Source organism: Inquilinus sp. 2KB_23 (assembly GCF_052115705.1).
Lineage (GTDB): Bacteria > Pseudomonadota > Alphaproteobacteria > DSM-16000 > Inquilinaceae > Inquilinus > Inquilinus ginsengisoli_A.
Map to the genome: position 1 here is coordinate 1 of NZ_JBFRHF010000057.1, position 7,916 is coordinate 7,916.

Consider the following 7,916-nt stretch of genomic DNA (forward strand, 5'->3'; position numbering starts at 1 on the left):
CTGACCGGCGACGAGACTGCCAACACCCTGTCGGGCGGGGCCGGCGACGATGTGCTGACGGGGGGCATCGGCGCCGACCTGCTGCAGGGCGGGGCCGGCAATGACAGCTTCGTCTACACCGCCATCGCCGACAGCACCGTGGCGTCGGCGGGCAAGGACACCATCTACGACTTCACCACCGGCGACCATATCGACCTCTCGGCGATCGACGCCGACGGCAATTCGGCCAATGGCGACACCGCCTTCAGCTTCGGCGCCGGGGCCTTCACCGGCCATGCCGGTGAGCTGCGGATCATGACGGCGGGGGCGATCCAGGTGGTCTATGCCGACACCAATGGCGACCGCATCGCCGACTTCGCCATCAACGTCCTCTCCGACCATGCGCTGACGGCATCGGACTTCGTGCTGTAGCGCCTGGGACCTGTCGGATCGACCGGGGCGCCGCCTTCCCGACCGGAGGGCGGCGTCCTCGGCATTGGCGAGGCGGGCCGGACCGCGAAGGCCATGTACCGGTCTGGCGGAATCGCCTATATGTTTGTGCGTGCACAATTTTAGGAACATTCGCATTATCCCCGTCGACGCCTGATCATTGCTGAACCGCGGGCGCCGAGCTTTCTCGAACCGTGATCCTGCCGCCCGGCCCTCCTGAAGCCGGCCGCGATCGGCTTGGCCGCGCGGAAAGACGGGGTCGCCCGCATTGTCACCGGAGGCGATTTCATGACCCTTTTCACCGGCACCGCCAACCCCGACTACATCTTCAGCGCGACCGATTCGGTGGTGGTGCCGCCCGGCGCCGACGCCACGATCCTGGACCTGTCCGGCGACGACCAGCTGAACGGCCTCGGTGGCGACGACTTCATCCTGGCCGGCGCGGGCAACGACATCGTCGATGGCGGCGACGGCAGCGACCAGCTCGACGGCGGCACCGGGGACGACCTGCTCCGCGGCGGGCTGGGGCCGGACGTGCTGACCGGCGGCGACGGCATCGACACCGCCGACTACAGCACCAGCCTCAAGCCGGTCGAGGTCGATCTGTTCTTGGGCAGCGGCTCGGCCGGCGATGCCGAGAATGACGCCCTCACCGGGATCGAGAACGTCACCGGCAGCGCCGGCGACGACACCATCGACGCCGATGCCGGCGACAATGTGCTGACCGGGCTGGACGGCAACGACCTGCTGGTGGGGTATGAGGGCTCCGACACCCTGGTCGGCGGGGCGGGCGACGACATGCTCGCCGGCGACTACGAGCCGGGCGCGGGGGGCTGCGGCTGCGGCGACGGGCCCGACCTGCTGCAGGGCGGCGACGGCGACGACATCATCTATGGCGGCGGCGGCGCGGACGTCATGGAGGGCGGCGCCGGCAACGACGTGTTCGGCTTCCTCGACGCTGCCGAACATGTGGCGGGCGAGGTCATCGACGGCGGCGACGGCTACGATGTCGTCGTCTTCACCCCGCTGCCGGGAGGGGATCTGCTGCTGGTGCTGCAGGGCGACGACCTGCGCGGCATCGAGGAGATCGACATCGGTTTCCCCAGCGGCGGCGGCCCGATCGGGCTGCCGGCGCATCTGATGCTGCTCGGCGTGCAGTCCGACATCCTGATCGTGGGCAGCGACGACCGCAACGTGGTGACCTCCGGCGACGGCAACGACATCGTCCGCGGCTTCGGCGGCGACGATGTGCTGCTGGGGGGCCTGGGCAATGACAATCTCGATGGCGGCACCGGCAACGACCAGCTCGACGGCGGGGCGGGGGACGACACGCTGATCGGTGGGGTCGGGGCCGATATCCTGACCGGGGGGGCCGGCACGGACATGGCCAACTACCGCAGCTCGGTCGCGGCGGTGACCATCGACCTGCTGGCCCACACCGTCAGCGGCGGCGACGCCCAGGGCGACGTGCTGACCGGCATCGAAGGCCTATACGGGTCGCGGTTCGGCGACCAGCTCACCGGCGACGACGGCCGCACCGTCTTCGGCGGCGGGCTCGGCGACGACGCGCTGGCCGGGAACGGCGGCGACGATGTCCTGAACGGGGAGGCCGGCAACGACACCCTCGATGGGGGTATCGGCAATGACCGGCTGGTCGGGGGTGCCGGCATCGACATCCTCCATGGCGGCGCCGGCAACGATTCGGTCGATGCCGGCAGCGAGAACGACCAGGTCTTCGGCGAGGCCGGCAACGACAGCCTCTATGGCGGTGCGGGCGACGACCAGATCGATGGCGGCGACGGCAACGACGTGCTCGAAGGCGCGGCCGGGGCAGACATCCTGACCGGCGGCGCCGGTGTCGACACGGCCAGCTACGCCAGCTCGGCCGCCGGGGTGACGGTCAGCCTCGTCACCGGCGCCGGTACGGGCGGCGACGCCGAGGGCGACACCCTGGCCGGGATCGAAAACCTGTTCGGCTCCGGCCAGGCCGACGCGCTGACCGGCGACGGCGGCGTCAACACGCTGTGGGGCGGGGCCGGCGATGACCTGCTCACCGGCGGCGGCGGGGGCGACCTGCTGAAGGGCGGCGCCGGCAACGACAGCTTCATCTATCTCGTGATCGGCGACAGCACGGTGGCGGCGGCGGGCAAGGACACCATCTTCGACTTCACCACCGGCGACAAGATCGACCTGTCGGCGATCGACGCCAACGGCCCCGCGGCCGGCGACGGCGTCTTCATCTTCGGTACCGGGCCGCTCACCGGCGTGCCCGGGGAACTGCGGGTGGCGACCATCGGCGGGGTCCAGCTGGTCTATGCCGACACCAATGGCGACCGGCAGCTCGACTTCGCCATCAACGTCATCTCCGACCATACCCTCACGGCCGCCGATTTCGTGCTGTAAGGGGGTGGCAAGGGGACTGGGCCGGGCCAGCCGTCTTCGCCTAGAGTGGGGTCGTCGCAGCCAATGCGGCGGCGCCCGCCCGCCGGCCGGGCGAAGAAACAGGGACCCAGGGATGGCGGTCGAGACCGAGGATGCGGCGCCTGAGGCGACGCTGGCCAATTGGCGGCAAGCCCCCTACAGCCGCTGGGGGTTCCGCAACGTCCGCCGGCTGGTGCCGGTGGCGGAGATTCCGCGCGGCGACGCGGCGATGTGCCTGCGGCGCGGGCCGGCGCTGGATCTCGACCGTGTCGCCGTGCCGGGCGGCGCCTCGGTCGCGGGGCTGCTGGCCGACAGCGACACCGACGGCTTCCTGGTGCTGCATCGTGGGTCGGTGGTGGCCGAGCACTATGCCCACGGCCTCGAGGTCCGGGCCCCCCACATCGTCTTTTCCGTCAGCAAGTCGATCACCGGCGCCATCGCCGGCATCCTGGTCGATCGCGGCGAGCTGAACCCCGACGCGCTTGTCACCGCCTATGTGCCGGAGGCGACGGGGTCGGCCTATGCCGATGCCACCGTGCGCCACGTGCTCGACATGACCGTCGGCATCCGCTTCGTCGAGGACTATGTCGACCCTGCCGGCGACGTCGCCCGCTACCGCGTCGCCATGGCCTGGAACCCGCCCAGCGAGGTGGCCCGCGGCGGCGACCTGCACGGCTTCGTCGCCGGGCTGGCGGCCGATGGCAGCCGCCATGGCGAACGCTTCCACTACGTCTCGCCGAACTCCGACATGCTCGGCTGGATCCTGGAGCGCGCCGCCGGAATGCGCTTCGCCGCGTTGATGGACCAGATGCTGTGGCGGCCGATGGGGGCGGAGGCGGACGCCTACATCACCGTCGATCGGCTGGGCGCGCCGCGCACCGCCGGCGGCCTGTGCATGACCCTGCGCGACCTCGCCCGGATCGGCGAGATGATGCGCCAGGACGGCCGGGCCGCCGGCCGCCAGATCCTGCCGAAGGCCTGGGTCGTCGACATCCTCGACCGCGGCGACCGCGAGGCCTGGGCGCGCGGCGACATGACGGGGCTGGCGCCGCAGGGGCGCTATCGCAGCCAATGGTATGTGCCGGGGCCGGGCCGGGACGTGGTCTGCGCCATCGGCATCCACGGCCAGTGGCTGTATGTCGACCGCGCCGCCGAGCTGGTCATCGCCAAAATCTCGTCGCAGCCCCTGGCGGTCGACGACGCGCTCGACCACCGGCTGCTGGCCGGCTTCCGCGCGATCGCGCAGGCTTTGAACTGATGGAATGAGGGAGTTGGGTTCGCCTGAGGCGAACCCAACCTGCGGCGGACCGCTAGCTCTTCTTCTGGCGATAGGTCTCGTGGCAGGCGCCACAGGCCTGGCCGACCACCGAGAAGGCGGCCTTGACCTTGGCGGCGTCGCCGGCCTGGGCGGCCGCGTCCAGGGCCGTGATCGCGTCCTGGGCGCCTTTGACCTTGGTCTGGAAATCGGCCCAGTTGGTCCAGATCTCCGGCTTGGCCGCGCTCTTGCCGACGCCGACGGCGGTGCCTTCCGGGAACAGCGCCAGCAGGTTGGCGCTGGCACCCGCCATCTTGGCGGTCGCGGCCTTGACGTCGTCGATCGACCCCTGGCCGTCCTTGACGAAGGCGGTCAGGGTCTTGGCGCCGGCGCCGAAGGTCTTCATCGTATCTTCGCGCTGGGTCACCACCTCCTCCGGCGTCGCCGCCCAGGCGACGACGGCGCCGCAACTGACAATGGCGGCGGTGATGGCCGCAAACTTCCACGAACGCATGGTGCCTCCCGATGGGTGGGTGCCGGTTCGGCAAAGAACAGGGCGCGAGTATGCTGGAGAAGCGGTTGAAATCGCCAGCCCGTTCGCGCCCCTTTCGCCCGTTCGCTGCGAGGTGTCGCGGGGTTTCGCAGATGGTTGACAGGGGAGGGGCCTGACACTATGTTCCGCGCCTCGAATTCCGGCCCGCGAGCTTGCGCTCCCGGCGGCGCCGGCGCTGCCGCATGGGATTGAAGAAATGAAAGTCGCGAACTCGCTGAAGACCCTGAAGACCCGCCACCGTGCTTGCCGCGTGGTGCGCCGCAAGGGCCGTGTCTACGTCATCAACAAGGAAAACCCGCGCTTCAAGGCGCGCCAGGGCTGATTTCAGCCGTTCCTTGTGGCCAGCCGACCCTTGTGGCCGGCGCCTGCAGACCAAGCTGAAGGCCGTGTCTCCGGACGCGGCCTTTTGCTGTGGCCGGCCGCGATCGAGGTCCCTTGCCGGATCGGTGCTGCCTTCCTATCGTCCGGACTTCCTATCGTTCCGATAGGGGGCCGACAGGAGGTCCCGCCGATGAAGATGCCTGTCCCCGATGCCGCCATCCTGGCGCGGCGCGAGGAGATTGCCGCCGCCCTGCGCGCCATCGTGCCGGGCGAAGGCGTGATCACGGCGGAAAGCGAACGCCGCGCCTATGAATCCGACGGGCTGACCGCCTATCGCACCCTGCCGCTGGTGGTGGTGCTGCCCTCGACCACCGAACAGGTCTCGGCGGTGCTGCGCACCTGCCAGGCGATGGGGGTGAAGGTGGTGCCGCGCGGATCCGGCACCTCGCTGTCCGGCGGCGCCCTGCCGCTCGAGGACGGCGTGCTGCTGGGCCTGGGCAAGTTCAACCGGGTGCTGGAGGTCGATCTCGACAACCGCTGCGCCCGGGTGCAGCCGGGGGTGACCAATCTCGGCATCACCAACGCCGTCGCCCATGCCGGCTTCTACTACGCGCCCGACCCGTCCAGCCAGATCGCCTGCTCGATCGGCGGCAATGTCGCGGAGAATTCCGGCGGGGTGCACTGCCTGAAATACGGGCTGACCACCAACAACGTGCTGGGGCTGGAGATCGTGCTGATCGACGGCACCATCCTGCGGCTGGGCGGTAAGCATCTCGATTCGCCGGGCTACGACCTGATCGGCGTGCTCACCGGCTCGGAAGGGCTGCTCGGCGTCGTCACCGAGGTGACGGTGCGGCTGCTGCGCCGCCCGGCGACCCAGCGCGCGGTGCTGATGGGCTTCCCGTCGTCCGAGGCCGGCGGCGACTGCGTCGCCCGCATCATCGGCGCCGGCATCATCCCGGGCGGGCTGGAGATGATGGACAGGCCGGCGATCCATGCCGCGGAGGCCTTCGTCCATGCCGGCTATCCCCTGGATGTCGAGGCCCTGCTGATCTGCGAGCTCGACGGGCCTGAGGCCGAGGTCGACCACCTGATCGAGCGGGTCGAGGCGATCGCGCGGGACTGCGGCGCGGTGTCCTGCCAGGTCAGCGCCAGCGAGGAGGAGCGGCTGCGCTTCTGGGCCGGGCGCAAGGCCGCCTTCCCGGCGGTCGGCCGCATCAGCCCCGACTATTACTGCATGGACGGCACCATCCCGCGGAAGCGCCTGACCGAGGTGCTGTCGCGGATGCAGGAGATGTCGCGCCGCCACGGGCTGCGCGTCGCCAATGTGTTCCACGCCGGCGATGGCAACCTGCACCCGCTGATCCTGTATGACGCCAATGTGCCGGGCGAGCTGGAGCGCGCCGAGGAGTTCGGCTCCGACATCCTGCGGCTGTGCGTCGAGGTCGGCGGCGTCCTGACCGGCGAGCACGGCGTCGGGGTCGAGAAGCGCGACCTGATGGAGGTGCAGTTCGGGCCCGAGGACCTGGCCCAGCAGCAGCGCCTGAAATGCGCCTTCGACCCGGACGGGCTGCTGAACCCCGGCAAGGTGTTCCCCACCCTGCACCGCTGCGCCGAACTGGGGCGGGTGCACGTCCATCACGGCGAGACCCGCTTCCCCGATTTGCCGCGGTTCTGATGATTGCTGCCGAGGACATCCCCCCTCTTCTGAGTCCCCCCTCCCCTTGCGGGAGGGGGGTAGGGGGAGGGGGTTGTCGATCGAAGATCACGATCCAGCCGGCCTGCTCCGTGTCGAGAATATCAACTCGGCCGTGGCTCTTGCTGCCCGAACCCCCTCCCCCAACCCCCTCCCGCAAGGGGAGGGGGGACTCGATCGCGATGTGCCGCCCATGACCGAGACCCTGAAGCCCGCCAGCGAAGACCAGGTGCTGGACGCGATCCGCTGGGCGGTGGCGGAGGAGCGGCCGCTGGAGCTGGTCGGCCGCGGCAGCAAGCGCGGCTTCGGCCGGCCGGTGCAGGCGGCCCATGCGCTCGACCTCTCCGGCCTCGCCGGGATCGAGGTCTATGAGCCGGAGGAGCTGGTGCTGACCGCCCGGGCGGGCACGTCGATGGCGGAGATCGAGGCGGCGCTGACCGCCCGCGGCCAGGCCCTGGCCTTCGAGCCGGCCGATCTCGGGCCGCTCTATGGCGGGCCGGCCGGCGCCGGAACGCTGGGCGGCGTCGTGGGCTGCAACCTCTCCGGCCCACGGCGGATCAAGGCCGGGGCCGCGCGCGACCACGTCCTGGGCATCGAGGCGGTGTCCGGCCGCGGCCAGGCCTTCAAGTCGGGCGGGCGGGTGGTCAAGAACGTCACCGGCTACGACCTGCCGAAGCTGCTGACCGGCGCCTTCGGCACCCTGGCCGCCATGACCCGGATCACGGTCAAGGTGCTGCCGGCGCCGGAGACGGTGCGGACCCTGGTGGTGGCCGGGCTGGACGACCGCGCCGGCGTCGCCGTGCTGACCCGGGCGCTGACCAGCCCCTATGAGGTCTCGGGCGCCGCGCATCTGCCGGCCGGCATGCTCGGCGAATCGGCCCGCAGCCTGATCCGGATCGAAGGCTTCGGCCCGTCGGTCGACAGCCGGGTCGCCGCGCTCTCGGCGCTGCTCGGCGATGCCGGACCGCTCTCCGTCCTCGACCCGGGCGAATCGGTCGATCTGTGGCGCGGCATCCGCGATGCGGCACCCTTCGTCGGCGATGGGCGCGCAGTGTGGCGAGTGTCGGTGGCGCCGAATGCCGGGCCGCAGGTCGCGGCCGCCGCGGGCGGTGCGTATTACTTCGACTGGGGCGGCGGGCTGGTGTGGATCGCCACGACGCCTGAGGGCGATGCCGGCGCGGCCGCGATCCGGGCCGCGGTGGCGGCGGCGGGCGGCGGGCACGCCACCCTGGTACGGGCGC

Annotated in this window: 7 protein-coding genes; 6 read left to right on the plus strand and 1 reads right to left on the minus strand. The window is 70.8% G+C overall.

Going from position 1 to position 7,916, the window contains the following annotated elements:
* The 3 genes from AB4112_RS35635 to AB4112_RS35645 form a co-directional block, all read left to right on the plus strand.
* The coding region (locus AB4112_RS35635; RefSeq protein WP_441727168.1) for a M10 family metallopeptidase C-terminal domain-containing protein at window positions 1-411 on the plus strand (411 nt) is incomplete at its 5' end.
* A gap of 306 nt (window positions 412-717) precedes the next feature.
* A complete protein-coding gene (locus tag AB4112_RS35640; RefSeq protein ID WP_441727170.1) occupies window positions 718-2,832 on the plus strand; it encodes a calcium-binding protein in 2,115 nt (704 codons plus the stop codon).
* A 112-nt stretch (window positions 2,833-2,944) separates the two neighbouring features.
* Window positions 2,945-4,108, plus strand: a complete 1,164-nt coding sequence (locus AB4112_RS35645; RefSeq protein ID WP_441727172.1) for a serine hydrolase domain-containing protein — start codon at window positions 2,945-2,947, stop codon at window positions 4,106-4,108.
* A gap of 52 nt (window positions 4,109-4,160) precedes the next feature.
* Here AB4112_RS35645 and AB4112_RS35650 read toward each other — a convergent pair whose 3' ends face one another.
* A complete protein-coding gene (locus AB4112_RS35650; RefSeq protein ID WP_441727174.1) occupies window positions 4,161-4,619 on the minus strand; it encodes a c-type cytochrome in 459 nt (152 codons plus the stop codon).
* A gap of 235 nt (window positions 4,620-4,854) precedes the next feature.
* Here AB4112_RS35650 and ykgO point away from each other — a divergent pair, with 235 nt between their 5' ends.
* The 3 genes from ykgO to AB4112_RS35665 all read left to right on the plus strand — a co-directional run.
* Window positions 4,855-4,980: a type B 50S ribosomal protein L36 gene (gene ykgO, locus AB4112_RS35655; RefSeq protein ID WP_138893229.1), complete on the plus strand. Its 126-nt coding sequence runs from the start codon at window positions 4,855-4,857 to the stop codon at window positions 4,978-4,980.
* Window positions 4,981-5,169: 189 nt separating this feature from the next.
* Window positions 5,170-6,657, plus strand: a complete 1,488-nt coding sequence (locus tag AB4112_RS35660) for an FAD-linked oxidase C-terminal domain-containing protein (RefSeq protein ID WP_441727176.1) — start codon at window positions 5,170-5,172, stop codon at window positions 6,655-6,657.
* Window positions 6,658-6,868: 211 nt separating this feature from the next.
* On the plus strand, window positions 6,869-7,916 hold a 1,048-nt coding region (locus AB4112_RS35665), incomplete at its 3' end, for an FAD-binding protein (RefSeq protein WP_441727178.1).

Excerpts from the sequence above, each read along its gene's own strand:
- AB4112_RS35645 (WP_441727172.1), top strand. The coding sequence starts at position 2,945 with ATGGCGGTCGAGACCGAGGATGCGGCGCCTGAGGCGACGCTGGCCAAT.
- AB4112_RS35640 (WP_441727170.1), top strand. The coding sequence starts at position 718 with ATGACCCTTTTCACCGGCACCGCCAACCCCGACTACATCTTCAGCGCG.
- AB4112_RS35650 (WP_441727174.1), bottom strand. The coding sequence starts at position 4,619 with ATGCGTTCGTGGAAGTTTGCGGCCATCACCGCCGCCATTGTCAGTTGC.
- AB4112_RS35660 (WP_441727176.1), top strand. The coding sequence starts at position 5,170 with ATGAAGATGCCTGTCCCCGATGCCGCCATCCTGGCGCGGCGCGAGGAG.
- ykgO (WP_138893229.1), top strand. The coding sequence starts at position 4,855 with ATGAAAGTCGCGAACTCGCTGAAGACCCTGAAGACCCGCCACCGTGCT.